The following is a 25,499-nucleotide window of genomic DNA, read 5'->3' as shown; positions in this document are numbered from 1 at the left end:
AGCGCCGCCGGCGGCTGGCCGAGCCCGCCCAGCGAATCGCCCAGCGGCCGGCCGGCCGCCAGCGCGGCGCGGGCGCGGTCGATCGCCGCCTGCCGCGCCGCGCGGTCCAGCTGCGTCCTCACCGCCGCCTGCGCCTGCTCCACCGCCGCCAGCTTCTGGGTCAGGGACGCTTCCAGCGCCTGCAGTCGCTGCTGGATCCCCTGCAGCGCCGCCTGTTCCCGCTGCTGGTCGGTCTGGGCTGCCTCCTGCAGCCGCTGCTGCACCGCTTGGGCGGCCGCCTGCTCGCGCTGCCGGCCGGCCTGCTCGGCCTCCTGCAGGCGGCGGGCGATCTCGGCCTCCTGCCGCTGCTCCGCGGCGGCGACCTGGTCCAGCCGCGCCGCCAGCGCGTCCAGCGCCGTGCGCTGGGCGAAGCCGGCAGTGTCGGGCACCGGCCGGCCTTCCAGCACGCCCAGCCGGCGGTCATTGGTCGCGGCGCGCTCGCCCAGCGCGGTCACCTGCTGTTCCAGCGGCCGGATGTCCGGGATCGCCGGGGTGGGCCGCGTCTCCAGCGCCTGCACCCGGCCTTCCACGGCGGACAGCGCGTTCACCCGCCCGGTCAGGGTGCCAAGCTCGCCGCGCACGCCCTCGAGCGTGCTCAGCCGCTGCTCGAGCTGGGCGACGCGGGCCGGGTCCACCGCCGCCTCGCTGGTCGAGCGGGGGGTGTTCAGCAGCCACCACAGCGCCACCAGCAGCACCACGCCGCCGACGCCGATCATGATGGCGGCCGGATCCAGCCGGCGCGGCGCCGGCGGGTCCAGCGGCGAATTGCGGGCCACCGGCGGCGCCGGCTGGCTTCCCCCCGGGGTGTCCCGAGGGGGTGTGTCCTTCGATGTCTCGCTCATGCGGTCCAGCCTACCCGGGTCCGAGCAATGCCAACAATGCGTCCTGGTCGGGCCGACCGGCCACCCGTACCGCGCGCCAGGCGAAGGGGGAGATCGCGCGGGCGGCGGCCTCGGCCACCCGTGGGCTGATCGCCAGGGCCTCCAGCCCAGCCGCCGCGGCGCCGAGGCCGGAGGCTTTGAGGAGTGAAATGGCACAGCCCGCCGAGCGGGGCGAGAAGAACAGCACGGCAACGACCGCGCCGTCCTTCTGCAATGCGGCAACCGCCTCCGCCGGCAGCGTCGCGGCCGGCCGCGCGGCATAGGCGATCCGGCGCAGCACCCGGAAGCCCCGGCCGCGCAGATCGGCGGCAAGCTCCGCGCCATAGCCTTCGCCCACCGCCAGCAGCAGCGGGCCGGCGGCCGGGTCGAGCCGGGCGGCGGCATGATCCGCCAGCGCTGCGGCATCGCCGGCGGCGGCCTCGACCCGGGCGAAGCCGCGGGCCCGCGCCTCCTCCGCCGTCGCCTCGCCCACCGCCAGGACGCGGGCATCGGAGACCGGCACGGCGCGGGCGGCGGCGCGGCTGGTCAGCAGCAGCGCCTGCGCCGGCACCGGGGCGAAGGCGCGCGGCGCCAGCACCAGGGCAGGCGCCAGGATCGGCTGGAAGCCGAGTGCCGCGACGCGCCGCGCCGTCTCGGCCGCGCCGGGCTCGGGGCGCGTCACCAGCACGCCGGCCGGCATCAGCGCGCGGGCCGGGACAGGGCCAGGCCCCCTCCCGGATCCTCCCCCGCCAGGGGCCGGAGGGCCCCTGGAACCCACGGGTCTGCCATCAGGCGAAGAGATCGGCGGGGCTGTCGGCGCGCAGGCTGCGGCCCAGCTCGCGGCCCAGGCGCTCGGCCTCCGGCGCCGGGCCGGTGAGGGCGCGCTTCAGCAGGAAGCTGCCATCCGGCCGGGCGACCAGGCCGGTCAGGTGCAGCTCGCCCCCCGGCAGCAGCCGGGCATGGCCGCCGATCGGGGTGCGGCAGGACCCATCGAGGGCACCGAGGAAGGCGCGCTCCGCCCGGCTGACCGCCGCCGCCTCGCGGTCCTCGATGGCCGAGAGCAATTCGCGCAGCGCCTCGTCACTCTCCCGCACGGTGATGCCGACGATCCCCTGGCCGGCGGCGGGGACCATCGCCTCCGCGTCCAGGACCACCGCCGCCTCCCCCTGCAGCCCCAGCCGCTTCAGGCCCGCGAGCGCCAGCAGGCTGGCGGCGAACTCCCCGCCGCGGACCCGCGACAGCCGCGTCTGGACATTGCCGCGGATCATCCCGCAGCGGAGATCGGGCCGGGCGAAGAGGATCTGGCTCTGCCGCCGGACGGAGGCGGTGCCGATCACCGCCCCGGCCGGCAGGCAGGCATAGGGATCGGCCGGGTCGGGCGCGGCGCAGCCGGGGCCGAGGATGATCGCGTCCCGCGCATCCTCCCGCTTCAGGGTGCAGGCGAGGACGATGCCGGGCGGCATCTCCGTCTCCAGGTCCTTCAGGCTGTGCACCGCGAAATCGATTCGGCGGTCGAGCAGCGCCTCGTGGATCTCCTTGGCGAACAGGCCCTTGCCGCCGATATCCGCCAGGCGGCGGTCCTGGATGCGGTCGCCCGAGGTGGCGATCACATGCTCCTCGAAGGCCTGCGCGTCGCGCAGGACGGGGCAGAGGGCGGTGACGATCGACAGGAAATGCCGCGTCTGCCAGAGGGCGAGGGGCGAGCCGCGCGTCCCGACCCGGAGCGGCAGGCCACGACCATGCTCAGGCATCGCGGCGGGGTGATGACCGGTGGGCATGCGCCTGTCATAGAACAGCGGCCGCCGGGCGGGAACCGCCCCGCGCCGGGGCCGCGAGGAGGCAGGATGCGGGACGACGCCATCGTGCTGGGCCTGGAATCGAGCTGCGACGAGACCGCGGCGGCGGTCCTGCGCGCCGACGGCACGATCCTGGCCGAGGCGGTGCTGAGCCAGCAGGAGGAGCATGCCCGCTTCGGCGGCGTGGTGCCGGAGATCGCGGCGCGGGCGCATCTCGAGCATCTGCCGCGCCTGGTCGCGCAGGTCATGGACCGCGCCGGGCTCGGCTATGGCGACCTCGCGGGCATCGCCGCGACCTCCGGCCCCGGGCTGATCGGCGGGCTGATCGTCGGTGCGACCCTCGGCAAGGGCATCGCCATCGCCCATGGGCTCCCCTTCGTCGCGGTCAACCACCTGGAGGCGCATGCGCTGACCGCGACGCTGCCCGGCATCCTGCCGGCGGCGGTGCTGGCCGTCTTGCCGGAGGCGCGCGGGCGGGATGCCTTGCCGGCGGCGGGCGATGGACGCCACGCCGGGCCAGTGCGCTTCCCCTACCTGCTGCTGCTGCTCTCCGGCGGGCATTGCCAATGCGTCGCGGTGGAGGGGGTGGGGCGCTACCGCCGCCTCGGCACCACGCTCGACGACGCGGTGGGCGAGGCCTTCGACAAATCCGCCAAGCTGCTCGGCCTGCCCTGGCCGGGCGGGCCGGCGCTGGAACGGCTGGCGACCCAGGGCGACCCGGCCGCGGTGCCGCTGCCGCGGCCACTGCTGGGGCGGCCGGGCTGCGACTTCTCCTGGTCCGGCCTGAAGACCGCGGTCGCCCAGGCGGTGGCGCGCGGGCCGCTGACCGGGCAGGGGAAGGCCGACATCGCCGCCGGCTTCCAGGCCGCGGTCGCCGCGGTGCTGGCCGACCGCGCCGCGCATGCCATCGCCATGGTCCCCGGCGCGACTGCGCTGGTCGTCGCCGGCGGCGTCGCCGCCAACCAGGCGGTGCGGGCGGCCCTGGCCGGCGCGGCCGCGAGGCACGGCTTGCCGCTGGTGGCGCCGCCCATCCGGCTTTGCACCGACAATGCCGTCATGGTGGCCTGGGCGGGGATCGAGCGGCTGCGCCGCGGCCTCACCGACGAGCTTGGCCATGCGCCGCGGCCGCGCTGGCCGTTGGAGGAACTGGCGGCCTGAGAGGTCGTGCAGGATGGCCCGCCGGCGCGATCCGGCACCGGCGCGGCCGCGCGTTTCCAACCGTCGGTTGGTCCCGACGTTGATCGTCGCCCCGGCCTCGACCGGCGCGCGCCGGCCCGGCTGCCCAGGGTGCTACGCGGCGCCGGCTCGCCCCCGCCGCGGATGCCCGGCGCAACCTCGCCCATGCCAGGGCCGAACCCTGGGGGAACGCCGCCGTCGCGGCGCCGGGGAGACGCCGCCATGATCGTCCTGCGAAACCTTGCCCTGCCGTTCCTTGCCCTGCTGGCGATGCCGCCCGCCCTGCGGGCGCAGGGCGTCCCGCCGGAGACCGTCGCGGTGCCGGGCGCCCGGGCGGCGCTGACGCTGCAGGCGGCCGGCGCGCAGATCCATGAATGCCGGCCGGATGCCGCAGGCGGGCTCGCCTGGCGGTTCCGCGAGCCGGTCGCCACCCTGCTGCAGGACGGCACGACGGTCGGGCGGCATTTTGCCGGGCCAGCCTGGCAGCTTGCCGATGGCAGCCTGCTGACCGCCCGCGCCACCGGCTCGGCGCCCGGCGCGACGGCCGCCGACATCCCGCTGCTGCGGCTGGAGCCCGCCGCGCCCGGCACCGGGCGCTTCGCCGCGGTGGTGGCGATCCAGCGGCTGGCGACGCAGGGCGGCGTGCTGACCGGGCCCTGCACCACGGCAGGCGCGCTGCGGCCGGTGCCCTACACTGCGGACTACGTCTTCCTCGTCCCGGCCGGCTGACCGGCGCCGCGGGACGACCGGTCCCCGGGCACCGATCCAACTCCGATGGGCATGACCGGGCGTGGCTTGCAGGCCCGGATCGGGCTGCCGGCGCCGCACCCCGACCCGGCCGGCAGCCCTGCGGCGGGCGGGGGCCGTCCCCGCGGGCCGGCGGCCGAACCCGCGCCGGATTCGCGCGTTCGGCCAGCCCAAGGGACCCGTCAGGGGGCGCGATGCGCCCCGCGGCGCGACCCGGCGCTTCAAGACAGGCGCCGCGGCGACGTGTTCACCGGTGGATGCGGACCGACGCGGCGAAGGGGGATCCCAGCATGGCCAGCCACACCGCAGCGGGCACGACGCGGCCCGAGCATACCTCCGATGCGAATGTCGAGACCGGGGTGGAGCAGACCTTCCCGGCCAGCGACCCGGTCGCCCACACGACCTCCCAGGGGTCGCGCGCCGTGGCGCCCGAGACGATGATGCAGCCGAAGGATTCGCGGCCGGCGCCTTCCGTAGACGGCGTGACTCTGTCGCTGCGCTTTCCGGACAGCGAGACCGCCAAGCTCGCGCTGGAGGCGGTGGTCCGCGAGGGGCCGATCGATCGCCGCAGCGCCGACATCGCGCTGGACGACGACCGCGTGATGATGCGGCTGGAAGTCCCGCGCGCCGACCGCGAGCGGCTCGACGGGCTGCTGAAGAAGCATGGCGGCATGGAGGCCTGACAGGCCGGCGCGGGCCGGCGCCGTCGGCCGCGTCATCCCTCGGCGCCCGGCCGTCGCCCCATGGGGGGCGGTACCGCGGGCCGGCACACTGCCGGGGCGCGGCGCCAGGGCCCGCGGCGCCCCCCCCCGGCTTGACCGGCCCGCCCACCGCGCCCACTCCGGCCGGCATGCCCGGCGCCATCCCCATCGCCCTCTTCGCCCTCGCGGGCTTCACCACCGGCGCCGGCATGCGGATGCTGGACCCGCTGCTGCCGCTCATCGCCGCCGATCTCGGCGTGACGGTGGCGGAGGCGACCGCCCTCGTCGCCGGCTTCGTCCTGCCCTATGGCCTGGTGCAGCTGATCGCCGGGCCGCTCGGCGACCGGATGGGCAAGGTGCGGATCGCCTGCCTGGCGGTGCTGCTGTTCGGCCTCGGCCTGCTGGCCAGCGCCTGGGTGACCGGCCTGGCCGGGCTGGTCGCGCTGCGCGCCTTCTGCGGCTGCGTCGCGGGCGCCGTCATCCCGCTGCTGATGGCGCATGTCGCCGACAGCGTCCCCTATGCCGAGCGCCAAGTGACCATCAGCCGCTTCCTGACTGGCATGGTCATGGCGCAGCTGCTGGCCGGCCCGGTGTCCGGCGTGCTGGCGGAATATGCTGGCTGGCGCGTGCCCTTCCTCGTGCTCGGCCTGTTGGCGCTGGGCGTCGGCGGGCTGCTGGCCTGGCGGCTGGGCCCGGCGCTCTGGCGCGCCGAGGGGGGTGGCGGCGGCGGCCGCGGCATGGCGGCCTATCTCGACCTGCTCAGGAAGCCGTCCGGCCGCTGGCTGATGGCGGTCGCCTTCCTCGACGGCGCCCTTCTCTTCGGCGGCGCCTTCCCCTTCACCGGCTCCTTCCTCATCGAGGTCTTCGGCCGCAACGCCGCCGAGGCCGGGCTGATCGTCGCCGGCTTCGGGATCGGCGCCTTCGGCTATACCCGCTTCGCCCGGCCGCTGCTGCGCCGCTTCGGGGAGCGGGGGCTGCTGACGCTGGGCGGCGGCGGCCTCGCCGTGCTGCTGGCCCTGCTGGCCGTGGCGCCGGGCTGGGGTACGGTGGCGCTGGTGCAGGTGGCGCTCGGCCTCTGCTTCTACATGTTCCACGGGGTGCTGCAGACGCTCTCGACCGAGGCGCTGCCGGAGGCGCGCGGCACCGCGGTCGGCGCCTTCGCCCTCGCGCTCTTCCTCGGGCAGAGCGCCGGGTCGCTCGGCTTCGGCCTCGGCCTCACCCTGATCGGCTACCGGCCGAGCTTCCTGGTCGCGGCGCTCGGCGTGCTCGCGCTTGCGCTCTGGTGCCGGCGCGGGGCAAGGGGGGCCTGAGGCAGGGCAGGGGAAGCGCGGCGATGGAACGCATGTACCTGGAGGATTTCGCGGCTGGGCAGGTCTTCCGTTCCCCCACCTATGCGGTGACCGAGGCGGAGATCCTGGACTACGCGAAGCGCTACGACCCGCAGCCCTTCCACCTGGATGCCGAGGCGGCGAAGTCCACGCTGTTCGGCGGCCTGGCGGCCAGCGGCTGGCACACCGCGGGCATCACCATGCGGCTGATCGTCGACAGCGACTTCCGCCCGGCCTGGGGCGTGATCGGCGGCCGGATGGAGAAGGTGGAATGGCCGCGCCCGGTGCGGCCGGGCGACGTGCTGACGGTGGTGAGCGAGGTGCTGGAGGTGGTGCCGAGCCGCAGCAAGCCGACCCAGGGCATGCTGCGCGTGCAGTGCACGACGCTGAACCAGAAGGGCGAGCCGGTGCAGGTCATCGTCCCGAACATCGTCGTCCCGCGCCGCCCGGCCTGACGCCGATCGCGCCGCGGCGGCAAGGCTACGCCGCCTGGGTCGGCCCGGCCTTCGACGGCCCCCGCGGATCGCGGCGGGACCAGCCGGCCGCAGCATGCCGCGCGGCGCGGACGGAACGGCGGCGACCGAGCCGGAGCCATGATCCGCTCCGGCAGGATGCCGCTCCGAAGGCGGGGCGGGCCACCGGGGCATGCCCGCCCGGGCCGGTCGGCATGGCTCCACGCATCCCCGGCGTGCAGCGCCCGGCGCCGGGGCGCCCTTGCGGTGCTCGCGGTCGCCCTCAGCTGCGCGCCTGGTCCTGCGGGAGCGGGCCGACCAGCCGGCGCACCGCCGCCAGCATCTCCGGCGTGTCCCAGGCCGCCTCGCCCTCCAGCCGCGCCCGTTCCCGACCCTCTCGGTCGACGATGACCGTGGTCGGCAGGCCGCGCACGCCCAGCGCCCGGCCGGCGGCGCCGCGCGGGTCCAGCCACAGCCCGAGCCGGGCGATGCGCTTGTCGCGGTAGAAGGGCTCCACCGCCGCCCGCCCGCCGCGGTCGGAGGACAGGGCGAGCACCGTGATGCGGTCCGCCGCCAGCGCCGCCTGGGCGCGGTCGAGCGCCGGCATCTCGGCCACGCAGGGCGCGCACCAGGTCGCCCAGAGGTTGATCACCAGCCCATGACCGGGGAAGTCGGCCGGGCGGTGCGCCTTGCCCTCTGCATCGGTGAAGGTCAGGTCGGGCAGGGGCTTGGGCTCGGCCTCCATCAGCCGGCCGGCGGCCCGGGCTTTGCGCGCCATGGGCGCCGCCGCTAGGGTCCCGGCCGCCAGGATCAGCCCCCGGCGGGGCATCGCCAGACCGGAAAGCGCAGCCAACGTGTCCGAAGGCACCACGAACAACTCCCAATGGGGCGGCCGCTTCGCCGCCGGACCCTCCGCCATCATGCAGGCGATCAACGCCTCCATCGGCTTCGACCGCAAGCTGTGGCGGCAGGACATCGCCGGCAGCCTCGCGCACGCCGCCATGTTGGCCCGCGTCGGGATCATCGCAAGCGAGGACGAGGCGGCGATCCGCCAGGGCCTGGCGGAGATCGCGCGCCGGATCGAGGCCGGGGACTTCCCCTGGGACGAGGGCCTCGAGGACATCCACATGAACATCGAGGCCCGCCTCACCCAGGCGATCGGGGAGGCGGGCAAGCGGCTGCACACCGGCCGCAGCCGGAACGACCAGGTGGCGCTGGATGTCCGGCTGTGGGTGCGGGACGCCATCGACGGCCTCTCGGCCCAGGTCGAGGACGTGATGCGCGCCCTGGTGGCCCGGGCGGAGGAGCATGCCGCGACGGTCATGCCCGGCTTCACCCATCTGCAGCCGGCGCAGCCCGTCACCCTGGGCCACCACCTGCTGGCCTATGTCGAGATGCTGTCGCGCGACCTTTCGCGCCTGCGGGACGCGCGGGCGCGCATGAACGAGAGCCCGCTGGGGGCCGCGGCGCTCGCCGGCACCGGCTTCCCGATCGACCGGCACATGACCGCGAAGGCGCTGGGCTTCGACGGGCCGACGCGTAACAGCCTGGACAGCGTGGCGTCGCGCGACTTCGCCGCGGAATTCCTGTTCTGCTGCGCCATGTGCGCCACCCATCTCTCGCGCTTCGCGGAGGAGGTGGTGATCTGGACCAACCCCTATTTCGGCTTCGTCAAGCTGAGCGATGCCTTCACCACCGGCAGCAGCATCATGCCGCAGAAGCGCAACCCGGACGCGGCGGAGCTGGTCCGTGGCAAGACCGGCCGCATCAACGGCGCCCTGGTCGGGATGCTGACCGTGCTGAAAGGCCTGGCGCTGACATATTTCAAGGACATGCAGGAGGACAAGGAGGGCATCTTCGACGCCGCCGAGAACCTCACGCTCTGCCTCGCCGCCACCGCCGGCATGGTGCGGGACATGAAACCCGACGTCGCGCGGCTGGAGGCGGCGGCGGGCGCCGGCTTCTCCACCGCCACCGACCTCGCCGACTGGCTGGTGCGCGAACTGAAGATGCCCTTCCGCGACGCCCACCACGTCACCGGCCGCCTGGTGGCGAAGGCCGAGGCGAAGGGCTGCGACCTGGCGGGCCTCACGCTGGCGGAGATGCAGGCGGAGGAGCCGCGCATCCAAGACGGCATCTTCGGCGTGCTGACGGTGCAGGCCTCCGTCGCCTCCCGCACCTCCTTCGGCGGCACCGCGCCGGACAATGTCCGCCGCATGGCGGCCGAGTGGCGGGAGCGGCTGGCATGACCCGGCTGCTGCTGGTCCTGCTCGCGCTCGGCACGCTGGCCGCCTGCGGCCGGGCCGGGCCGCCGCGGCCGCCCGGGCCGAAGGAGGCGGTGATCTACCCGCGGCCCTATCCGCAATACTCGCCGCAGGCGGCGCCGCAGGCCCGACAGGCGCCGCGCTGAACCGTCCGGGGCGCTGCCCCAGAACCCCGCGAAAGGGGCGAAGCCCCCTTCCGGTCAGGCCGCGTGCAGCCGCACCGGCAGGCTTGCCAGGCCGCGCAGCGTGTTGTTGTAGCGCCGGCGCGGTTCGCCGGTGATCTCGATGCGGGTGGCGCGCTTCGCCAGCGCCGCCAGCACGCATTCGCCCTCCAGCCGCGCCAGCGCCATGCCGACGCAGGCATGGATGCCGCTGCCGAAGCCGACATGCCCGACCGTGCGGCGGCCGATGTCGTAGTCGTCCGGCCTGTCCCATTTCCGCGGGTCGCGGTTGGCGGCGCCGAGGAACATCAGCACCTTCGACCCCTCCGGCACCGTCGCCCCGCCCAGGTCCACCTCGCGCGTCGCGGTGCGGAAGAAGGTCTGCACCGGGCTTTCGTAGCGCACCGCTTCCTCGAAGGCGTTGCGCGCCAGCTTCGGGTCGGCGCGCAGCCGGGCGAATTCGGCGGGATAGCGGGCGAGGCAATAGACCGCAGCGCCGATGCCGCTGACCGTGGTGTCGACGCCGGCGGTGAGGACGGAGCGCACCACCTGCGGCGTCTCCTCCGCCGTCAGGTCGCCGGTATCGGCCGCCGCATGGATGCCGGCGCCGAAGCCCGTCGCGGTCAGGTTCTCGCGCTTCGACTGCTCGAACACCCAGGGCGTCGCGTCCTTCGCACCGTCGATCGCCGCCGCCAGGTACTCGTTTTTCGGGCCGAAGCTGTTGAAGACCAGGTTGCCCCAGGGCAGCAAATGGTGCCGGTTCTCCCGCGGCATGCCCATGGCGTCGGGGAAGACCTCTAGCGGATAGGCCTCGGCCAAGGCGGGGATGGCGTCGAATTCCCGCTGCTGCAGCAGCCGGTCGGCCAGCGCCTCGGCCGCCGCCGTGAAGCCCTCCCGCAGCGCGGCGATGGCGGCGGGCGAGAGGACGCGGGCCTGCACCCGGCGCGTGCGGTCATGCAGCGGCGGGTCGGTCTCCAGCACGATGGAGGGCGGCCGCGCCGGCTGCTCCTTCGCGAAGTCCTGGATGCCGACGCCGCGGGCGGAGGTGAAGGCCTGCCAGTCGTCCAGCACCGACTTGACCTCGGCATGCCGCGCCACCGCCAGGATGCCGTAGCGCGTCAGCCGCACCACCGGCCCGGCCTCCCGCAGCGCCTCCTGCGCCGGGTGCGGGTCCTCGAAGAACTCCGCGCAGAAGGGATCGATGTCGCTGTCCGGGATCGCCATGCTCAGCCCTCCAGCGTGATGCCAAGCTCGCGGATCAGCGGCACCCAGTAGGCGCGGTCGCGCGCCATCAGGGCGTCGAATTCGGTCGGGGTCGAGGTCAGCGGCTCCACCCCGATCTCGACCATGCGGTTGCGGATGGCGGGGTCGGCCATGACGCGGGCCAGTTCCTCGCCCAGGCGGCGCACCGCCGGCTCCGGCGTCGCGGCCGGCACCACCAGGCCCATCCAGACCGGCGCGCGATACTCGGGCAGCCCGGCCTCCCGCAGGGTGGGCACCTCCGTCAGCGTCCGCCAGCGTTCCGTCATGGTGGTCGCCAGCGCCCGCACCTGGCCGCCGCGCAGCGGGCCGCCGGCCGAGGCGACGTCCACCATCATGCTGTCCAGCGTGCCGGCCAGCAGGTCGTTCACCCCCGGCGCGCCGCCGCGATAGGGGATGAGGTTGAGCTTGATCGCCGCCTCCCGCTGGAAGCGTTCCACCGCCATGTGGTGCGGGCTGCCGACGCCGGGCGTGCCGCAGGCGACGCCGCCCGGATCGGCCTTCGCCGCGGCGATGTAGTCGGCGATCGTCCGGAAGCGGGAATTCGCCGGCACCGCGACCACCAGCGGGAAGTCGGCGAACAGGCCGATGCCGCGGAAATCCTTCACCGGGTCGTAGGGCAGGCGGCGGAACAGCGCGATGTTGTTCATCATGCTGCCGCTGTCGCCGCTGAAGACGGTCAGCCCGTCGGGCGGTGCCTTGGCCGCGGCATCGGCGCCGAGGGTGGCGCCGGCGCCCGGCCGGTTCTCCACCAGCACCGGCTGGCCGAGGCCCCTGGACAATTCCGCCCCCACCAGCCGCGCCAGCATGTCCGACCCGCCGCCGGGGGCATAGGCGACGATCCAGCGGATCGGCCGGTCCGGCTGCCAGCGCGGCTGGGCGAGGGCGGGGGCAGCCAGGGGGGTGGCGAGCGCGGCGAGGCCGGCGGCGAGCAGCGGCCGCCGGCCGCGCGGGGTGACGGACATGGACGGGCCTCCTCGGGGTCGTTTCCTTGCCGGAGATGGAAGCCTGTCCGCCGCGCCCTGTCACCTGGGCCCATCCTTGCGATTGCGTGCCGCTGCGGCAACATCATCGCATCGGAACCGGCGGCAAGCCGGCGAGGGGAGGGGGAAGCGGATGGCGGCAGGCATGCGGCCCACGCGCCGGGCGGTGCTGGGCATGGGGTTGGCGGCGCTGGCGGCGCCGGCGCTGGCGCAGGGCCAGTGGCCCAACGGGCCGATCCGCTTCATCGGCGTCTTCCCGCCCGGCGGCGGCACCGACATCCTGTCCCGCATCTGGTGCCAGGCGATGGCAACGCTGACCGGCGAGCAGTTCGTGGTGGAGAACCGCAGCGGCTCCGGCGGCAATGTGGGGACGGAGGCGATCGCGCGCGCGACGCCCGATGGCCGGACCATCGGCCTCGCTTCGGTCTCGGCGCTGGCCATCTCCCCCACGCTGTACCGCCGGCTGCCCTTCGACCCCACCCGCGACTTCGCCTATCTGGGCGGGCTGTGGCAGCTGCCGAACCTGCTGGTGGTGAACAACGACGTGCCGGCGCGGACGGTGCCGGAGCTGATCGCGCTGGTGAAGGCCAACCCGGGCAGGTTCAGCTACGCCTCCTCCGGCTCCGGCACCACGGTGCATCTCTCGGGCGCGAAATTCGCCGCGCAGGCCGGGCTGGACATGATCCATGTGCCCTATCGCGGCGGCGCGCCGGCGCATGTGGACCTGCTGGGCGGGCGCGTGCACATGATCTTCGACAATATCCCGCAGGCGCTGGCCTCGGCGCGGGATGGCAAGGTTCGGGCGCTGGCGGTGACCGGCGCGCAGCGCAGCCCGCAGGCGCCGGAGATCCCGACCATGGCGGAATTCCTGCCGGGCTTCGCCATCACCTCCTGGGCCGGGGTGATGGCGCCGGCCGGCCTGCCGGCGCCGCTGGTGCAGCGCATCGCCGCGCTGACCCGCCAGGCGCTGGCGACCCAGGACCTGGCGACGAAGTTCCAGGACAACGGCGCCACGGTCTGGCCCGCCACGCCGGAGGAGTTCGCCGAGTTCCGCGCCGCCGAGGAGCGTGCCTTCGCCCCGATCATCCAGGCCACCGGCGCGCAGGTGGACTGACCCGGGGGTTCCAAGGGCCTTTCGGCCGCTGCGAGTCCCATCGACGCGGCTTCGCATCGCCGATGGGGTCCCGGGGCGGGGGGCGAAGGGGGCAAAGCCCCCGTCAAGTCGGAGGAAACGAGATGAGACGAATCGTGCTGGCGCGCCGTGCCATGCTGGCGGCCATGCTGGGCGCGCCCGCGGTCGTACGCGCCCAGGGCAGCGACTGGCCGAACCGCCCGGTGCGTTACATCAACCCCTATCCGCCCGGCGGCCCGACCGACACGCTGTCGCGCCTCTGGTGCGCCCGCATGTCGGAGATCACCGGCCAGCAATTCGTCGTCGAGAACCGCAGCGGCTCGGGCGGCAACGTCGGCGCCGATGCCATCGCGAAATCCACGCCGGATGGCTACACCATCGGGCTGGGCGGCATCGCGTCGCATGCCATCGCGCCGACGCTCTATGCCTCGCTGCCCTTCGACCCGGCGAAGGACTTCACCCTTGCCGGCGGCCTCTGGCAGCTGCCGAACCTGCTGGCGGTGACGCTTTCCCTGCCGGCGCGGACGGTGCCGGAGCTGATCGCGCTGGCGAAGGCCGAGCCCGGGAAGCTCACCTACGGGTCCGCCGGGGCGGGGACGACGCTGCATCTCTCGGGCGCGATGTTCAACCAGCTGGCCGGGGTGGAGCTGGTGCATGTGCCCTATCGCGGCAGCGCGCCGGCGCAGCTCGACCTCGTCGCCGGGCGCATCCAGATGATGTTCGACAACATCCCTGGCACGCTGGCGCTGTCGCGCCAGGGGCAGGTGCGGCCGCTGGCCGTCACCTCGGCGCAGCGCAGCCCGGTGGCGCCGGAGATCCCGTCCCTGGCCGAATTCCTGCCCGGCTTCGACGTGGTGTCCTGGACCTGCCTTTCCGCCCCGGCCGGCCTGCCGCCGGCGATGGTGGCGCGGATGAACGCGCTGTCCCGGCGGGCGCTGGAGAGCGAGGGGCTGATCCGCGCCTATCGCGACCTCGGTGCCGAGCCCTGGTGGACCACGACCGAGGACATCCTGCGCTACCGCGCGGCGCAGGAAGCACGGCTGGCGCCGCTGATCCGTGCGTCCGGCGCCCGGGTGGACTGAGGCGGGATCGCAGGCCCCGCTTTCGGCGGCTCGGCCACGCGCAATGAGGCGGGGCGCACGTTCGGCCGCCCGTGCCGGCCGGGGGGCGATCACGCCATGGGCTGGCGCGATCGCCCCCCGGCTGCTTTCCTGCGGCGCGGCGGATCCGCGCCGGGAGGAACCATATGCCAGCCGCACCCCATGCCGAATCCGGCGTGGACAGCCGTCATGCCTGGATGCGGCTTGCCGCCTCGCTCGCGCTCAGCACGCTGGGCGGGGTCGGCCTGTGGTCCATCGTGGTGGCCTTGCCGGCGGTGCAGGCGGAATTCGGCGTGGCGCGGGCCGATGCCTCCTTGCCCTATACGCTGACCACGCTCGGCTTCGCCGTCGGCGGCGTGCTGATGGGGCGGTTGGCCGACCGCTTCGGCGTCATGGCGCCGGTCCTGCTGGGCACGGTGTGCCTGGCCGCGGGCTATGCGCTGTCCGCCCAGGCAGCCACCATGATGCAGTTCGCCATCATCCATGGCGCGCTGATCGGGCTGCTGGGCAGCTGCGCCACCTTCGGGCCGGTGGTCGCCGACATCTCGCTGTGGTTCCGGCGGCGGCGGGGCTTCGCCGTGTCGCTCGCGGCCAGCGGCAACTACTTCGCGGGCGCGGTCTGGCCGCCGCTGATCCAGGCCGGCATCGACACCTATGGCTGGCGCACCACGCACCTGATCATCGGCATCGCCCTGCCGCTGCTGATGCTGCCGCTGGCGCTGCTGCTGCGCCGCCCGGCGCCGCTGCAGGACCCCGCCCCGGCGGCGGGCGCCGGTGCCGCGGGCGCGCCGCTCGGCCTCGCCCCCAACACGCTGCAGACCCTGCTGGCCGTCGCCGGCATCGCCTGCTGCATCGCCATGGCCATGCCGCAGGTGCATATCGTCGCCTATTGCGTCGATCTCGGCTACGGCCCGGCGCGGGGCGCGGAGATGCTGTCGGTCATGCTGGCCTGCGGCGTGGTCAGCCGCCTCGCCTTCGGGGTCATCCTGGACCGCATCGGCAGCGTGGCGACGCTGCTGCTGGCGGCGTCCCTGCAGGCGGTGGCGCTGGCCCTGTTCCTGCCCTTCGACGGGCTGGTCTCGCTCTATGTCGTGTCCGGCATTTTCGGCCTGTTCCAGGGCGGCATCGTCTCCACCTACGCCGTCATCGTGCGGGAGAATGTCCCGGCGAAGGAGGTGGGCGTGCGGGTCGGCATCGCCCTGTCGGCCACGCTGGTCGGCATGGCGATCGGCGGCTGGATGTCCGGCCTCGCCTTCGACCTCACCGGCTCCTACAGCGCCGCCGTGGTGAACGGCATCGCCTGGAACATGGTGACCATCGCCATCGCCGGCTGGCTGGTGCTGCGCCGGCGCGGACGCGGGCGCGTGGCGGCCTATGCGTGAGTCAGTACGGGTAGCTGCGCCAGCCCTGGCGCCGCCAGCGCTGGTCCTCCCAGCGCTCGATCTGGTCGCGCGTCAGGTTGCGGCGGGCCTCGCGCGGGCCGTTCCAGAAGCGGTCCGCCGCCTCCTTCTCCCGCTGCCGCTGCCAGAACCCGTCCAGCTGCTGCTGCCGCTCGGCCGGTGAGGCGGCGGCGGGCGGGTCCTGCCGGATCGGCTGCGCCGTGCCGCAGGCGGGCAGGACCAGCAGGGCGAACAGGGCGCGGCGGTGCATGCCGCAGCATATCGGGTGCCGCGGCGCCTCTCGCCAGGGCGTGGCTTGCCGCGCCGCGCCCGGCGCGGGAGGATCGGGCCATGGCCGATGCCCCACCCCTCGCCGGCGTGCTCGAGACCGCGCTTTATGTCGACGACATGGCGCGGGCGCGCGCCTTCTACGAGGGCAAGCTGGGCCTGGCGACGATGTTCGCGGATGAACGCCTGACGGCCTATCCGGTCGGCGGCCGCAGCGCCCTGCTGCTGTTCCTGCGCGGCGCGACGACCGAGACGGTGCACCTGCCCGGCGGCACCATCCCGCCGCATGACGGCAGCGGCCCGGTGCATTGCGCCCTGGCCGTCGCCGCCGCCGACCTGCCGGGCTGGGAGGCGCGGCTGGCCGCGCAAGGCGTGCCTGTCGAGGGCCGCACGCGCTGGCCGCGCGGCAGCGAGAGCGTCTATTTCCGCGACCCCGATGGCCACCTGATGGAACTGGCGACCCCCGGCCTCTGGCCGGTCTGGTAGGCATCCGGCCTCTGGCCGGTCCGTGAGGCATCCGCTAGGACTTGTCCCGACGTCCAGGGAACGAAGCCTATGCCGCTGCCCGGGTTGGAAGGGCTGGAATGCTACCGCGTGGAGGTCGCGGACTTCGTCGCGACCGTCACGCTCGACCGCCCGCCGGTGAATGCCCAGAACGGGAAATTCCGGGAGGAGACCTGCCGGCTCTTCGACGTGCTGCATGACAGCCCGGAGGTGCGCGCCATCGTCCTGACCGGCGCCGGCCGCGTCTTCTCCGCCGGGGCCGACCTGAAGGAACGGCCCGGCATGACGGAGGTGCGGGGCGCCTATCCACGCCACAACCGCCTGGTCCGCGCCTGCTTCGACAGCCTGCTGGAATGCGACAAGCCGATCATCGCCGCGGTGAACGGCGCGGCGATCGGCGCCGGCTGCGCCCTCGCGCTCTGCGCCGACATCATCGTGGTCAGCGAGGACAGCTTCATGTCCATGACCGAGGTGGAGGTCGGCCTGGCCGGCGGGGTGAAGCACATCCTGCGGCATTTCGGCCAGTCCGATGCGCGGCTGATGTTCTTCACCGCCCGCCGCATCCCGGGGCCGGAGCTGCTGCGGATGCGCGTCGCCTCCGCCTGCGTGCCCGGGCCGCAACTGCTCGACACCGCGCTCGGCATCGCGCGGGAGATCGCGGCGAAGGTGCCGCTGGCGGTGCGCGCGGCCAAGCGGTCCTTCACCCTGGTGGAGGACCTGCCGCTGCACGAGGGCTACCGCTACGAGCAGTCGCAGACCGTCGCGCTGTCCCGCACCGAGGACACGAAGGAGGCGCAGCGCGCCTTCGCCGAGAAGCGCAAGCCGGTCTTCCAGGGACGCTGAGGAGGAGACGCATGATCCGCATCACCCGCCGCGCCGCCCTCGGCGCCCTGCCGCTGCTGGCCGCGCCCGCCCTGGCGCAGGGCCGCACCATCCGCGCCCTGCTCGGCTGGCCGCCCGGCGGGTCCTCCGACATCGTCGCCCGCACCTATGCCGAACGGATGCGCGCCGCGCTGGGCGCCAATATCCTGGTGGAGAACCGCCCCGGCGCCGGCGGCCGCATCGCGCTGGAAGCGATGAAGGGCGCGCCCGCCGATGGCAGCCTCTACATCCAGACGCCGGCCTCCATGCTGGTGATCTACCCGCATCTCTACCGCACGCTGCGCTACGACCCGCTGGCCGACTTCACGCCGGTGACCACCGTCTGCGCCTTCCCCTTCGCCTTCACCGTCCGCGCCGACCACCCGGCGAAGACGCTGGCCGAGTTCATCGCCTGGGCGAAGGGCCGGCAGCAGACCGACTGGGCCAGCCCGTCCCCCGGGACCATGCCGCATTTCCTCGGCGTCGAGCTCGCCCGCCAGACCGGCATCGTCCTGAACCACGTGCCCTATCGCGGCGGCGCGCCGGTGATGACCGACGTGCTAGCCGGCGTCATCACCGCCGGGATGAACGTGCTGTCCGAGCCCGTGCCCTTCCATGCGGCCGGGCAGATGCGCATCCTGGCCATCAGCGCGCCGCGCCGCGTGCCGCGCCTGCCGGACGTGCCGACCTTCGCCGAGCTCGGCTTCCCCGCGCTGACGCGGCAGGAATGGTTCGGCGTGCTGCTGCCCGCCGGCGCCCCCGCCACCGTGGTGCAGCCGCTGCACGCGGCGCTGGCCGCCGCCGCCCGCACGCCGGAGGTGCAGGAGGTGCTGACAAGGCTGGAATTCGCGCCGGAGATCATGGAGCCGACCGCCTTCGCCGAGCGCATCCGCAGCGAGCGCGAGGGCTGGGGGCCGATCGTCGCGGCTTCGGGCTTCAGGCCGGAGGAGTGACCATCGAGAGGGGCTCTGCCCCTCTCGAACTCTCCCCGCCAAGGGCCGCAGGGCCCTTGGAACCCGCGAGTCAGCCGAGGAAGGCCGAGAGCGCCTGCGTCTTCTCCCGTGGGCCGGCCTGGTCGGCCTCCATGCCGCGATAGAACTCGGCGATCGCCTGGTAGATCGCCGCCGCCTCCGGCCCGGTGAACTCGGCGATCTCCTCCATCTCGCCCACCCAGCGATAGGCCTTGTCGTACATCGGCGGCACCATCCGGCCGAACCATGTGAGCAGCTCCGGCTGGCTGCGCGCCAGCTCCGCCCGGAAGCCCTCCGCCGCGCCGGCCCGCGTCGCCGCCAGCATCATCGCCGAGGACAGCGCCACCAGCCCCTTGGTGATCCCGGCATAGGACATCTTGAGCGCCGAGGCGGCGCCGACCGGCCCGGGCGTGACGCGCACATCCAGCCCGTGCGCGCGCAAGGGGGCGAGGCGCTCCGCCGCCGCCCCCGCCACGTAGAGCACCGGCGTGTAGCCATCCTCCCGCGGCGGGCCGCCGATGATGCCGCCATCGACGAAATCCGCCCCGGTCGGCGCGATGACCGCCGCCACCTCCGCCGCCGTCGCCGGGCTGACGGCGTTGCAGTCCACATACACCGCGCGGCGCGGCGCCGCCGCCAGCGCCGGCGCCAGCCATTGCGCGCAGGCCTTCGCCTCGGAGGGCGGCAGCACGCTCAGGAAGATGTCGGCGCCGGCAAGCTCGGCCGGGGAAGCGTCGCGCATCCCGGCCGCGGCCGCCCGCTGCGCGCTGGCGCTGCTGCGCCCCGCCAGGCTGGTCAGCACCGTGGCGCCGCGCTGCGTCAGCCGCCGCCCTATGCCGGCGCCCATGGCACCCTGCGCGACCAGGCCGATGATGGCCATGCCGAACCCCCTTCCCCGCTTCGCCGCATCATGCCCCGGTCGCGCCGGGCTGTGCAGGGCGCCGCGTCCCGCTAGGATGCCGGGCGGGAGAGAACGTCCATGACCGTCACCCTCACGCGCCGTGCCGTGCTGGCCGCCGCCCTGGCGACGCCGGGCCTGACGATGCCCCACCTGGCCCGCGCCGCCTGGCCCGACCGGCCGATCCGCCTGGTGGTTCCCTTCGGCGGCGGCGGCCAGACCGACATCGTCAGCCGCGTGACGGCGGAGGCGCTGGCCGCGCGCCTCGGCCAGCCGGTGCTGGCGGACAACCGCCCCGGCGGCAACGGCAACCTGGCGGCGGAGACGGTCGCCCGTGCGGCGCCCGATGGCTACACGGTGCTGGTCGCCGGCGCCGGCACCAATAGCGGGCTGAACGCGCTGCTCTATCGCGGCGTGACCTACGATGCCGAGCGCGACTTCATCCCGGTCGGGCTGTTCTGCACCACGGCGAACATGCTGGTGGTGCACAACTCCATCCCCGGCGAGGAGTTCGGCACGGTGCTGGACTGGATCCGCCGCAACCCCGGCCGCTTCACCTATGCCTCGGCCAGCGTCGGCGCCATCACCCATCTGATCATGGAGGATATGGGCGCCCGCCTGGGCCTCGACATGGTGCATGTGCCCTACCGGCAGACGACGCAGGCCATGGCGGACATGCTGGCCGGCCGCGTGCATGCCCGCTGCATGGGCGTGCCGGAAGCGGTGGCGATCCGCGGCACCGCCGGCGTCCGCCCCGTGGCCGTCACCACCCCGCGCCGCCGGCCGGAATGGCCGGAGGTGCCGGCGATGAGCGAGAGCATCCCGGGCTTCGAGGCCAATGCCTATTTCGGCCTGGCGCTGCCCGCGCGCTCCCCGCCCGAGGCGGTGCATCGCCTGAACGCCGCCATGAACGACGCGCTGCGCGACGACGCCGTGCGTGCCGCCTATGCCCGCGTCGGCGCCGATGCCGCCGCGCCCAATACGCCGGAGGAGTTCACCGCCCGCACGCGGGTGGACGCCGAGCGCTGGGGCACGCTGATCCGCCGCCTGAACCTGGTTGCCGAATAGGTCCCGAGAATGTCCGAGACGCTGAGCCCCGAACTGCAATCCTGGGTCGGCCGCACCCGCGTGGTCGAGGAGGATGTCGGCCTGGCCGCGGTGCGCCGCATCGCCGGCATGCTGGACCTGGACCCGGCCGGGTTCCGCCCGGGCGATCCGCTGCCGCCGCACTGGTTCACGCTGTTCTTCGCCGATGTGGCACGGCAGGGCGAGATCGGCCAGGACGGCCATCCGAAGCCCGGCACCTTCCTGCCGCCCATCCCGCTGCCGCGCCGCATGGGCGCGGGCCGGCGCGTGACGATTCAGGATTGCCTGCGGGTCGGCGACCTGGCCAGCAAGACCGCCGAGGTCGCCGCCATCCTGCCCAAGCAGGCCCGCACCGGCTTCATCACCGTGCTGACCATGCGCCACACCATCCGCCGCGGCGGCCAGGTGATCGCGGTGGACGAATTCGACGCCATCTACCGCGAGGCGGTGAAGCCCGGCGAGGCGAGCGGCACCGGCGCGCCCGTGCCGGCGCCGGCCGATGCCGCCTGGCGGGTCGAGAAGCATCTGAGTTCCGCGCTGGTCTTCCGCTATTCCGCCATCACCTGGAATGCCCACCGCATCCATTACGACGCGGATTATGCGCGGCAGGAGGAAGGCTACCCGAACACCGTGCAGAATGGCGGGCTGACCATGCAACTGCTGCTGGACGCGGCGGTGGCGCAGACGCAGGGGACCCTGCGCGGCTTCACCGCCCGGCTGACCCGGCCGATCTATGTCGGCGACACGGTCACGCTCTGCGGCACCGCCCTGCGGGACGGCAAGGTCGCGGCCTGGGTGCAGGACCGCGACGGCCATCTCTGCGCCCAGCTCGATTGCGAGTTCGCGTGATGCCACCCGATCGGGGGGCGCCGCCCCACCCCGCAATGCCGGACGCCGCGGGGGACCCCGGGGGGGCGCGGCGCGCGGAGCGGCCCGCCGGGGAACCGGGCGGCCCGCTGGAGGGCGTGAAGGTCGTCGACCTCACCACCGTGGTGGTGGGGCCGATCTGCACGCGCACCCTGGCCGACCAGGGCGCCGAGGTCATCAAGGTGGAGGCGCCGGGCGGCGACATCCTCCGCTACCTCGCCGCCGGCTGCCGCACGCCCTCCATGTCCGGCAAGTTCATCAACTTCAACCGCAACAAGCGCGCCATCACGCTGGACATCAAGCAGCCCGGCGGCCTCGCGGCGCTGAAGCGGCTGATCGCCGGTGCCGATGTCTTCGTCTCCAATGTCCGCCCGGCCGGGCTGGCACGCGCCGGGCTCGATCCCGCCTCGCTCGCCGCGCTGAACCCGCGGCTGATCCAGTGCGGCATCGTCGCCTTCGGCGAGGGCGGGCGCTATGCCGGCCGCCCGGCCTATGATCCCGTCATCCAGTCGCTGTCCGGCGTCGCCGGCACCTTCCACCGGGCGATCGGGGAGCCGCGCTTCGTCCCCATGGTGATGACCGACCACATCACCGGCCTGGTCGCCGCCCAGGCCATCGGCTTCGCGCTGTATCGCCGCGAGAAAACCGGGGTGGGGGAGGCGATCGAGGTGCCGATGTTCGAGGTCGCCGCGAGCTTCGTCACAAGCGAGCATCTCGGCGCCGCCACCTTCGACCCGCCGGAAGGGCCGACCGGCGATGCCCGACTGCTGAGCCCCGACTACCGGCCATTGCCGACGATGGATGGCTGGATCACCGTGCAGCCCAACAGCAACAAGCAGGCCTTCGCCTTCTTCAACGCGATCGGCCGGCCGGAGCTGAAGGACGACCCGCGCTTCGATTCGCCCATCGCGCGCACCGAGAATGCCGCCGAGTATTTCCGCCTGCGCGTCGAGGGCCTGGCGCAGCGCAGCACCGCCGAGTGGCTGGCGATCTTCGCCGCCGCCGACGTGCCGGCGGCGCGCTACAACAGCATCGACGACCTGCTGGAGGATCCGCATCTGGTCGATGTCGGCTTCTGGCAGTACGACGACCACCCGACCGAGGGGCGCATCCGCCGCACTCGCACGCCCGTCACCTTCGCCGGCGGGATGCGGGCGGAGACGCTGCCGGCGCCCCGCCTCGGCGCCCATACCGATGCCATCCTGGCGGAGGCCGGCTACTCTCCCGCCGAGATCGCCGCCCTGCGCGCCAGCGGCGCCGCGCCCTGAGGACCCGATGATGACCCTGCCGACCTGGCGCTCCCTGCTGTTTGTCCCCGCGACCGCCGAACGCTTCGTCGCCAAGGCGCATACCCGCGGCGCCGATGTCGTCATCCTCGACCTCGAGGACAGCATCCCGCCGCCGGAAAAGGCCGCGGCCCGCGCCGCCCTGCCGGAGGCGGCGGCGACCGTGGGGCAGGCGGGCGCGGCGGTGGCGGTGCGGATCAACCGCCCGCTCGACCTCGCCGTGCCGGACATCGCCGCCGCCGTGATGCCGCAGGTGACGGCGCTGATGCTGCCGAAGGTGATGGGGCCGGAACATATCCGCCTGCTGTCGGAGGTGGTGGCGGCACGCGAGGCGGCCCTTGGCCTGCCCATCGGCCGCACGCGCTTCATCGGCATCGTCGAGACGCCGCAGGCCCTGCCGCACCTGGCCGCCATCGCCGGCGCCGATCCGCGCATGGCGGCGCTGGGCGTGGGCTCCGAGGACCTCTCGACCGAGCTGGAGGCGGTGCCGGGCGCCGACATGCTGTACCATTTCGGCATGATGGTGGTGGCGGCGGCGCGCGGCGCCGGCATCCTGCCGCTAGGCAGCATCGGCGCCTTCGCCGATTTCCGCGACCTGGAGGGCTATCGCGCCTCCCTGCAACGCTCGCGCCGGCTGGGCTTCGCCTGCACCGCCTGCATCCACCCGGCGCATGTGCCCATCATCAACGAGGAATACGGCGTCGCCCCGGCGGAGGCCGACCGCGCCCGCCGCCTGATCGCCGCCTTCGAGGACGCGCTGGCCCGCGGCGAGGGCGCGGTGGCCTTCGAGGGCGCGATGATCGACCTGCCGGTGGTGGAACGGGCGAAGCGGCTGCTGGCCCGCGCGCGCTGAAGGAGAGGACACAATGGACGCGACCCACGACCCCGGGCGGCGCAGCTTCGTCGCTTCCGCCAACGGGCATGCGGATTTCCCGATCCAGAACCTGCCGCTCGGCGTGTTCGGCCCGGCCGGCGGGGCGGCGCGCGGCGGCGTGGCGATCGGCGACAGCATCCTCGACCTCGGCGCGGTCGCGCCCTTGCTGTCGGGGGATGCCCGTCGCGCGGCGGAAGCCGCGTCCGGCGATGTGCTGAACGCCCTGTTCGCCCTGGGTGCCGGGCCGCGCCGGGCGCTGCGCGCGGCGCTGTCCGACCTGCTGTCGGAGGGCAGCGCGCAGCAGGCGGCGGTGCGGCCGCACTTGCACGACTCTGCCGCCTGCACGCTGCACCTGCCGGCGCGCGTCGGCGACTACACGGATTTCTTCGCCGGCATCCACCACGCGACCAATGCCGGCAAGCAGTTCCGCCCGGACAACCCGCTGCTGCCGAACTACAAATACGTCCCCGTCGCCTATCACGGCCGCGCGTCGTCGGTGCGCGTCTCCGGCACCGAGGTCCGCCGCCCGAAGGGCCAGCGCAAGCCGGCGAGCGAGACGGTGCCGAGCTACGGCCCCAGCCGTAACCTCGACTACGAGATGGAATTCGGCCTCTGGATCGGCACCGGCAATGCGCAGGCCGAGCCGATCGCGATCGGGCAGGCCGCGAACCACATCGCCGGCTACTGCCTGCTGAACGACTGGTCGGCGCGCGACATCCAGGGCTGGGAGGCGCAGCCGCTCGGGCCGTTCCTGGCGAAGAATTTCCATACCTCCATCAGCCCCTGGGTGGTCACGCCGGAAGCCCTGGAGCCTTTCCGCATCCCGCAGGCGCCGCGGCCCGATGGCGACCCGAAGCCGCTCGACTACCTGTGGGACGAGGCGGACCAGGCGCGCGGCGCGCTCGATGTCGCGGTGGAGGTGCTGCTGCAGACACGGCAGGGTGGGCCGTTCCGCCTGTCGCTGAGCAGCACCCGCCATCTCTACTGGACCCCCGGACAGATGGTCGCGCATCACAGCTGCGGCGGCTGCAACCTGGCGCCGGGCGACCTGTTCGGCAGCGGCACCATCTCCTCCCCCACCGAGGACGGATTCGGTGCGCTGCTGGAGATCACCTATGGCGGCCGCAAGCCCATCGCCCTGCCGAATGGCGAGGAGCGGCGCTTCCTGGAGGATGGCGACACCGTGATCTTCCGCGCCCGGGCGCAGCGGGACGGATACGTCTCCATCGGCTTCGGCGAATGCCGCGGCACGATCCTGCCGGCGACATGATGGCGGTTCGCCCCGCGCTGGCGGTGCCGGCATGAGCATCCTGGCCGGCATCAAGGTGGTCGAGCTTGGCCAGGTGCTGGCCGGCCCCTTCGCCGGCGCCATCCTCGCCGACCTGGGCGCCGAGGTGGTGAAGGTGGAGAAGCCGGATGGCGGCGACGACGCGAGGCAGATGGGCCCCGCGTTCCGCCATGGCGACGCGCTGAACTTCCACGAGTTCAACCGCGGCAAGCGCAGCATCACGCTGGACCTCAAGGCGCCGGCGGGCGTCGCCGCGCTGCACGTGCTGCTGCGGGACGCCGACATCCTGGTGCACAACCTGCGTCCGGGCGTGGCGGAGGCGCTGGGCATCGGGCCGGCGGAGGTCACGGCGCGGCATCCGCGGCTGATCTACTGTGCGATGGGCGCCTTCGGCCACAAGGGACCGCTGGCGCATCGCCCGGGCTACGAGCCGCTGTTCCAGGCCTTCGCCGGCCTGTCCTCCATCACCGGGGAGCCCGATGGCCCGCCCGTGCGCATGGGCGCGAGCGTGGTGGACCAGGGCACCGGCATGTGGACAGTGATCGGCGCGCTGGCGGCGCTGCAGCAGCGGGCGCGCACCGGGCGGGGCTGCGTGGTCAACACCTCGCTGTTCGAGACGGCGCTGATGTGGGCCGGGCAGAAGATCAGCGCCTATGTGAACCAGGGGAAACTGCCGGAACGGCATGCCTCCGGCCATCCGAATTTCGTGCCCTACCAGGCCTTCGACTGCGCCGACGGGCCGCTGCTGGTCTGCTGCGGCAATGACCGGCTGTTCCGCAAATTCGCCGGCGTGGTCGGCCGGCCGGACTGGCCGGAGGATGCGCGCTTCGCCAGCAACCGCGCCCGCCTGGCGCACCAGGCCCTGCTGCTGCCGGAGATCGCGGCGCTGCTGCGCGCCTGGCCGCGCGCCGCGCTGGCCGAGGCGCTGGTCGCCGCCGGCGTCCCCTGCGCCCCCGTCAACACCATCCCGGAGGTGCTGGCGGAGCCGCAGGCCGCGGCCATGGAGATGCTGCAGCCGGTGCCCTGCGAGGATTTCTCGCTCGTCGCCATGCCGCTCTCCTTCGATGGCGAAAGGCCGCGCATCCGGCATGGCGCGCCGCGCCTCTCGCCCATGACCCCCGAGGTTATCGATCCGCCGCCCCGCGACGGGTGATCCTGCCTGCGTCGGCGGCGTGATGCCGCCGCGCGAGACAGGAGG

At 74.0% G+C, this 25,499-nt stretch carries 27 protein-coding genes; 19 read left to right on the top strand and 8 right to left on the bottom strand.

Annotated elements, in window-relative coordinates; all coding sequences use genetic code 11:
* The 3 genes from E2C05_RS10240 to hemC form a co-directional block, all read right to left on the bottom strand.
* The coding region (locus tag E2C05_RS10240; protein WP_205082776.1) for a hypothetical protein at positions 1-815 on the bottom strand (815 nt) is incomplete at its 3' end.
* A gap of 76 nt (positions 816-891) precedes the next feature.
* Positions 892-1,587, bottom strand: a complete 696-nt coding sequence (locus tag E2C05_RS10235; RefSeq protein WP_158292044.1) for a uroporphyrinogen-III synthase — start codon at positions 1,585-1,587, stop codon at positions 892-894.
* 100 nt (positions 1,588-1,687) lie between these two features.
* Entirely contained in the window at positions 1,688-2,677 is a 990-nt protein-coding gene (gene hemC, locus E2C05_RS10230; RefSeq protein ID WP_133219524.1) for a hydroxymethylbilane synthase, read from the bottom strand.
* A 66-nt stretch (positions 2,678-2,743) separates the two neighbouring features.
* On the opposite strand from hemC, the gene tsaD reads away from it, so the two are divergent.
* The 5 genes from tsaD (at position 2,744) to E2C05_RS10205 (ending at position 7,102) form a co-directional block, all read left to right on the top strand.
* A complete protein-coding gene (gene tsaD / locus E2C05_RS10225; protein ID WP_133219523.1) occupies positions 2,744-3,853 on the top strand; it encodes a tRNA (adenosine(37)-N6)-threonylcarbamoyltransferase complex transferase subunit TsaD in 1,110 nt (369 codons plus the stop codon).
* Between the two features lie 240 nt (positions 3,854-4,093).
* Entirely contained in the window at positions 4,094-4,600 is a 507-nt protein-coding gene (locus tag E2C05_RS10220) for a DUF3455 domain-containing protein (RefSeq protein ID WP_133219522.1), read from the top strand.
* 308 nt (positions 4,601-4,908) lie between these two features.
* On the top strand, positions 4,909-5,301 hold the full coding sequence (locus E2C05_RS10215; RefSeq protein ID WP_133219521.1) for a hypothetical protein: 393 nt from the start codon (positions 4,909-4,911) through the stop codon (positions 5,299-5,301).
* Positions 5,302-5,468: 167 nt separating this feature from the next.
* A complete protein-coding gene (locus E2C05_RS10210; RefSeq protein ID WP_133219520.1) occupies positions 5,469-6,629 on the top strand; it encodes an MFS transporter in 1,161 nt (386 codons plus the stop codon).
* 23 nt (positions 6,630-6,652) lie between these two features.
* Positions 6,653-7,102: a MaoC family dehydratase gene (locus E2C05_RS10205; protein ID WP_133219519.1), complete on the top strand. Its 450-nt coding sequence runs from the start codon at positions 6,653-6,655 to the stop codon at positions 7,100-7,102.
* Positions 7,103-7,382: 280 nt separating this feature from the next.
* Here the strand turns inward: E2C05_RS10205 and E2C05_RS10200 are convergent, their stop codons facing one another.
* On the bottom strand, positions 7,383-7,877 hold the full coding sequence (locus E2C05_RS10200) for a TlpA family protein disulfide reductase (protein ID WP_133219518.1): 495 nt from the start codon (positions 7,875-7,877) through the stop codon (positions 7,383-7,385).
* A 76-nt stretch (positions 7,878-7,953) separates the two neighbouring features.
* On the opposite strand from E2C05_RS10200, the gene argH reads away from it, so the two are divergent.
* Together argH and E2C05_RS10190 are read left to right on the top strand one after the other, a co-directional pair.
* Complete coding sequence (gene argH, locus E2C05_RS10195) at positions 7,954-9,348, top strand: argininosuccinate lyase (RefSeq protein ID WP_275670496.1); 1,395 nt, start codon at positions 7,954-7,956, stop codon at positions 9,346-9,348.
* Positions 9,345-9,509, top strand: a complete 165-nt coding sequence (locus E2C05_RS10190) for a hypothetical protein (RefSeq protein WP_200305406.1) — start codon at positions 9,345-9,347, stop codon at positions 9,507-9,509. Before argH ends, E2C05_RS10190 begins: the two co-directional genes overlap by 4 nt.
* Positions 9,510-9,563: 54 nt before the next feature.
* On the opposite strand, the gene E2C05_RS10185 is transcribed toward E2C05_RS10190, so the two are convergent.
* Together E2C05_RS10185 and E2C05_RS10180 are read right to left on the bottom strand one after the other, a co-directional pair.
* On the bottom strand, positions 9,564-10,748 hold the full coding sequence (locus tag E2C05_RS10185; RefSeq protein ID WP_133219515.1) for a cytochrome P450: 1,185 nt from the start codon (positions 10,746-10,748) through the stop codon (positions 9,564-9,566).
* Positions 10,749-10,750: 2 nt separating this feature from the next.
* Positions 10,751-11,749, bottom strand: a complete 999-nt coding sequence (locus tag E2C05_RS10180) for a Bug family tripartite tricarboxylate transporter substrate binding protein (protein WP_133219514.1) — start codon at positions 11,747-11,749, stop codon at positions 10,751-10,753.
* 163 nt (positions 11,750-11,912) lie between these two features.
* Here E2C05_RS10180 and E2C05_RS10175 point away from each other — a divergent pair, with 163 nt between their 5' ends.
* The 3 genes from E2C05_RS10175 (at position 11,913) to E2C05_RS10165 (ending at position 15,381) form a co-directional block, all read left to right on the top strand.
* A complete protein-coding gene (locus E2C05_RS10175; RefSeq protein WP_158292043.1) occupies positions 11,913-12,881 on the top strand; it encodes a Bug family tripartite tricarboxylate transporter substrate binding protein in 969 nt (322 codons plus the stop codon).
* Positions 12,882-13,003: 122 nt separating this feature from the next.
* On the top strand, positions 13,004-13,981 hold the full coding sequence (locus tag E2C05_RS10170; RefSeq protein ID WP_158292042.1) for a Bug family tripartite tricarboxylate transporter substrate binding protein: 978 nt from the start codon (positions 13,004-13,006) through the stop codon (positions 13,979-13,981).
* Between the two features lie 164 nt (positions 13,982-14,145).
* Positions 14,146-15,381: an MFS transporter gene (locus E2C05_RS10165; RefSeq protein WP_133219511.1), complete on the top strand. Its 1,236-nt coding sequence runs from the start codon at positions 14,146-14,148 to the stop codon at positions 15,379-15,381.
* A 1-nt stretch (position 15,382) separates the two neighbouring features.
* Here the strand turns inward: E2C05_RS10165 and E2C05_RS10160 are convergent, their stop codons facing one another.
* On the bottom strand, positions 15,383-15,649 hold the full coding sequence (locus E2C05_RS10160; protein ID WP_133219510.1) for a hypothetical protein: 267 nt from the start codon (positions 15,647-15,649) through the stop codon (positions 15,383-15,385).
* 80 nt (positions 15,650-15,729) lie between these two features.
* Between E2C05_RS10160 and E2C05_RS10155 the strand changes: the two genes are divergently transcribed.
* The 3 genes from E2C05_RS10155 to E2C05_RS10145 all read left to right on the top strand — a co-directional run bounded on the left by E2C05_RS10155 (position 15,730) and on the right by E2C05_RS10145 (position 17,984).
* Positions 15,730-16,152, top strand: coding sequence for a VOC family protein (locus E2C05_RS10155; RefSeq protein ID WP_133219509.1), 423 nt, complete (start codon positions 15,730-15,732; stop codon positions 16,150-16,152).
* Between the two features lie 69 nt (positions 16,153-16,221).
* Positions 16,222-17,013: an enoyl-CoA hydratase/isomerase family protein gene (locus tag E2C05_RS10150; RefSeq protein ID WP_133219508.1), complete on the top strand. Its 792-nt coding sequence runs from the start codon at positions 16,222-16,224 to the stop codon at positions 17,011-17,013.
* A gap of 11 nt (positions 17,014-17,024) precedes the next feature.
* Entirely contained in the window at positions 17,025-17,984 is a 960-nt protein-coding gene (locus E2C05_RS10145) for a tripartite tricarboxylate transporter substrate-binding protein (RefSeq protein ID WP_133219507.1), read from the top strand.
* Between the two features lie 70 nt (positions 17,985-18,054).
* On the opposite strand, the gene E2C05_RS10140 is transcribed toward E2C05_RS10145, so the two are convergent.
* Entirely contained in the window at positions 18,055-18,882 is an 828-nt protein-coding gene (locus E2C05_RS10140) for an NAD(P)-dependent oxidoreductase (RefSeq protein ID WP_133219506.1), read from the bottom strand.
* A 99-nt stretch (positions 18,883-18,981) separates the two neighbouring features.
* On the opposite strand from E2C05_RS10140, the gene E2C05_RS10135 reads away from it, so the two are divergent.
* The 6 genes from E2C05_RS10135 (at position 18,982) to E2C05_RS10110 (ending at position 25,454) form a co-directional block, all read left to right on the top strand.
* Positions 18,982-19,968: a Bug family tripartite tricarboxylate transporter substrate binding protein gene (locus E2C05_RS10135; RefSeq protein WP_133219505.1), complete on the top strand. Its 987-nt coding sequence runs from the start codon at positions 18,982-18,984 to the stop codon at positions 19,966-19,968.
* A gap of 9 nt (positions 19,969-19,977) precedes the next feature.
* Entirely contained in the window at positions 19,978-20,835 is an 858-nt protein-coding gene (locus E2C05_RS10130; protein ID WP_133219504.1) for a MaoC/PaaZ C-terminal domain-containing protein, read from the top strand.
* A 116-nt stretch (positions 20,836-20,951) separates the two neighbouring features.
* Complete coding sequence (locus tag E2C05_RS10125) at positions 20,952-22,121, top strand: CaiB/BaiF CoA transferase family protein (RefSeq protein ID WP_240046688.1); 1,170 nt, start codon at positions 20,952-20,954, stop codon at positions 22,119-22,121.
* 10 nt (positions 22,122-22,131) lie between these two features.
* A complete protein-coding gene (locus E2C05_RS10120; protein WP_133219502.1) occupies positions 22,132-22,992 on the top strand; it encodes an HpcH/HpaI aldolase/citrate lyase family protein in 861 nt (286 codons plus the stop codon).
* A 13-nt stretch (positions 22,993-23,005) separates the two neighbouring features.
* On the top strand, positions 23,006-24,283 hold the full coding sequence (gene fahA, locus E2C05_RS10115; protein ID WP_133219501.1) for a fumarylacetoacetase: 1,278 nt from the start codon (positions 23,006-23,008) through the stop codon (positions 24,281-24,283).
* A 31-nt stretch (positions 24,284-24,314) separates the two neighbouring features.
* On the top strand, positions 24,315-25,454 hold the full coding sequence (locus E2C05_RS10110; RefSeq protein ID WP_133219500.1) for a CaiB/BaiF CoA transferase family protein: 1,140 nt from the start codon (positions 24,315-24,317) through the stop codon (positions 25,452-25,454).
* Positions 25,455-25,499: the final 45 nt, after the last annotated feature.

This window comes from Paracraurococcus ruber (genome assembly GCF_004353985.1).
GTDB lineage: Bacteria > Pseudomonadota > Alphaproteobacteria > Acetobacterales > Acetobacteraceae > Paracraurococcus > Paracraurococcus ruber.
Note: the sequence above shows the minus strand (reverse complement) of the source record. Positions and strands in the feature narration are given on the sequence as shown.

What these genes read in the sequence shown, in the direction of transcription:
- E2C05_RS10215 (WP_133219521.1), top strand. Translation starts at nt 4,909, where the DNA reads ATGGCCAGCCACACCGCAGCGGGCACGACGCGGCCCGAGCATACCTCC.
- E2C05_RS10210 (WP_133219520.1), top strand. Translation starts at nt 5,469, where the DNA reads ATGCCCGGCGCCATCCCCATCGCCCTCTTCGCCCTCGCGGGCTTCACC.
- E2C05_RS10150 (WP_133219508.1), top strand. Translation starts at nt 16,222, where the DNA reads ATGCCGCTGCCCGGGTTGGAAGGGCTGGAATGCTACCGCGTGGAGGTC.
- E2C05_RS10220 (WP_133219522.1), top strand. Translation starts at nt 4,094, where the DNA reads ATGATCGTCCTGCGAAACCTTGCCCTGCCGTTCCTTGCCCTGCTGGCG.
- E2C05_RS10110 (WP_133219500.1), top strand. Translation starts at nt 24,315, where the DNA reads ATGAGCATCCTGGCCGGCATCAAGGTGGTCGAGCTTGGCCAGGTGCTG.
- E2C05_RS10160 (WP_133219510.1), bottom strand. Translation starts at nt 15,649, where the DNA reads ATGCACCGCCGCGCCCTGTTCGCCCTGCTGGTCCTGCCCGCCTGCGGC.
- fahA (WP_133219501.1), top strand. Translation starts at nt 23,006, where the DNA reads ATGGACGCGACCCACGACCCCGGGCGGCGCAGCTTCGTCGCTTCCGCC.
- E2C05_RS10140 (WP_133219506.1), bottom strand. Translation starts at nt 18,882, where the DNA reads ATGGCCATCATCGGCCTGGTCGCGCAGGGTGCCATGGGCGCCGGCATA.
- E2C05_RS10165 (WP_133219511.1), top strand. Translation starts at nt 14,146, where the DNA reads ATGCCAGCCGCACCCCATGCCGAATCCGGCGTGGACAGCCGTCATGCC.
- E2C05_RS10190 (WP_200305406.1), top strand. Translation starts at nt 9,345, where the DNA reads ATGACCCGGCTGCTGCTGGTCCTGCTCGCGCTCGGCACGCTGGCCGCC.
- E2C05_RS10155 (WP_133219509.1), top strand. Translation starts at nt 15,730, where the DNA reads ATGGCCGATGCCCCACCCCTCGCCGGCGTGCTCGAGACCGCGCTTTAT.
- tsaD (WP_133219523.1), top strand. Translation starts at nt 2,744, where the DNA reads ATGCGGGACGACGCCATCGTGCTGGGCCTGGAATCGAGCTGCGACGAG.
- E2C05_RS10185 (WP_133219515.1), bottom strand. Translation starts at nt 10,748, where the DNA reads ATGGCGATCCCGGACAGCGACATCGATCCCTTCTGCGCGGAGTTCTTC.
- E2C05_RS10200 (WP_133219518.1), bottom strand. Translation starts at nt 7,877, where the DNA reads ATGGCGCGCAAAGCCCGGGCCGCCGGCCGGCTGATGGAGGCCGAGCCC.
- E2C05_RS10175 (WP_158292043.1), top strand. Translation starts at nt 11,913, where the DNA reads ATGCGGCCCACGCGCCGGGCGGTGCTGGGCATGGGGTTGGCGGCGCTG.
- hemC (WP_133219524.1), bottom strand. Translation starts at nt 2,677, where the DNA reads ATGCCCACCGGTCATCACCCCGCCGCGATGCCTGAGCATGGTCGTGGC.
- E2C05_RS10120 (WP_133219502.1), top strand. Translation starts at nt 22,132, where the DNA reads ATGACCCTGCCGACCTGGCGCTCCCTGCTGTTTGTCCCCGCGACCGCC.
- E2C05_RS10180 (WP_133219514.1), bottom strand. Translation starts at nt 11,749, where the DNA reads ATGTCCGTCACCCCGCGCGGCCGGCGGCCGCTGCTCGCCGCCGGCCTC.
- E2C05_RS10135 (WP_133219505.1), top strand. Translation starts at nt 18,982, where the DNA reads ATGACCGTCACCCTCACGCGCCGTGCCGTGCTGGCCGCCGCCCTGGCG.
- E2C05_RS10145 (WP_133219507.1), top strand. Translation starts at nt 17,025, where the DNA reads ATGATCCGCATCACCCGCCGCGCCGCCCTCGGCGCCCTGCCGCTGCTG.
- E2C05_RS10205 (WP_133219519.1), top strand. Translation starts at nt 6,653, where the DNA reads ATGGAACGCATGTACCTGGAGGATTTCGCGGCTGGGCAGGTCTTCCGT.
- E2C05_RS10170 (WP_158292042.1), top strand. Translation starts at nt 13,004, where the DNA reads ATGAGACGAATCGTGCTGGCGCGCCGTGCCATGCTGGCGGCCATGCTG.
- E2C05_RS10130 (WP_133219504.1), top strand. Translation starts at nt 19,978, where the DNA reads ATGTCCGAGACGCTGAGCCCCGAACTGCAATCCTGGGTCGGCCGCACC.